The sequence below is a fragment of the Mesorhizobium sp. M7A.F.Ca.CA.002.09.1.1 genome (assembly GCF_003998555.1).
Taxonomy (GTDB): Bacteria; Pseudomonadota; Alphaproteobacteria; order Rhizobiales; family Rhizobiaceae; genus Mesorhizobium; species Mesorhizobium ciceri.
The window spans coordinates 1-1,267 of record NZ_RZRR01001226.1 but is presented as its reverse complement, the minus strand read 5'-3'; the positions used below and the strand labels follow the sequence as shown (position 1 = coordinate 1,267).

The following is a 1,267-nucleotide window of genomic DNA, read 5'->3' as shown; positions in this document are numbered from 1 at the left end:
GTGCTGACACGCAGCGAGCGGCCGGCGCTGCCGACCAGCGAAGGCTACCGCAAGACGCTGCTGTCGCGCCGGCCGATCCGCGAGATGGAAGTCTATTGCGGCGAGTTCGCCGTCGGCGGCTCGACCGGCGACGTGCCCTACACGCACGGCAACGCGAGCGAGATGTTCCTCGTGCTGCGCGGACGCGTGCAACTGACGCTCGGCGAGGAGAGCTTCACCCTCGAAGAGGGCGATAGCATCGAATATTCGACCTCGACGCCCCACCGGACGATCAATGTCGGCGATACGGTGGCCGAAGTGCTGTGGATCATTGCGCCGCCGACCAGCGGCGCCGTCGACCTCGACCAATATGTAGCCCGGAAAACGCTCGCGCCCGGCCTACCAAAATCAAACAGCGAGCCATCGGAGGGTTAGAAAATGGGAAGCAGATCAAGATTGGCCGGGTTCGTCGGCGCCGCCGCACTGGCCTTGCTTGCGGCCGCCGCTCACGCGCAGAACGCGCCGCCGGCCGGGACCGTGGTGGACGGCTCGCTGAAGGGAAAGACGCTGACCTTCGTCTCCTATGGCGGCATCTACCAGGACGGCCAGGTCGCCGCCCTCAAGGAATTCGTCGACAAGAGCGGCGTCAAGCTTTTGAATGATGGGCCGACCGAAATCGCCAAGCTCCAGGCGCAGGTCGAATCAGGCAATGTGACCTGGGATGTCGTCGATACGGACGATTTTCCGCCCTTCGTGCATTGCGGAAAACTGTTCCAGAAGCTGGATTTGACCAAGCTCGACATCTCGCACATCCCGCCCGGACAGGTCGGCGAGTGCAGCGTGCCGGCGATGAACTACGGCATGGTCCTGATGTACAAGAACGACACGTACAAGGACAATCCGCCGAAGGACTGGAAGGACTTCTTCGACACCGCGAAATTTCCCGGCACCCGCGCCATCGACGGCAGCGGCAGCCCGCTCGGCGGCCTGATCGAACAGGCCATCCTGGCAGACGGCGGCAAGGTCGACGCCATGACGCCGGCCGATATCGACAAGGGCATCGCCAAGATCAAGGCGATCGGTCCCGACACGATCTTCTGGAAGACGGGCGCAGAATCCCAGCAGCTCGCCGAATCCGGCGAGGCCGACATGATCATCATGTGGACCGGCCGCGCCATGACGGCGGTCAAGAACGGCGCTGCCTACACGCCGGTGTGGAAGGACTGGCTGGTCGTCATGGACCAGCTGACCATCCCGGTCGGCGCCAAGGACACCGACGCTTCCTACG

2 protein-coding genes are annotated in these 1,267 nt (G+C 63.8%); both read left to right on the top strand.

What is annotated here, in order from left to right; genetic code table 11:
- A partial coding sequence (locus EN994_RS32025; protein WP_164746442.1) for a cupin domain-containing protein occupies positions 1 to 414 on the top strand: 414 nt, incomplete at its 5' end.
- A gap of 3 nt (positions 415 to 417) precedes the next feature.
- The coding region (locus EN994_RS32020) for an extracellular solute-binding protein (RefSeq protein WP_127308180.1) at positions 418 to 1,267 on the top strand (850 nt) is incomplete at its 3' end.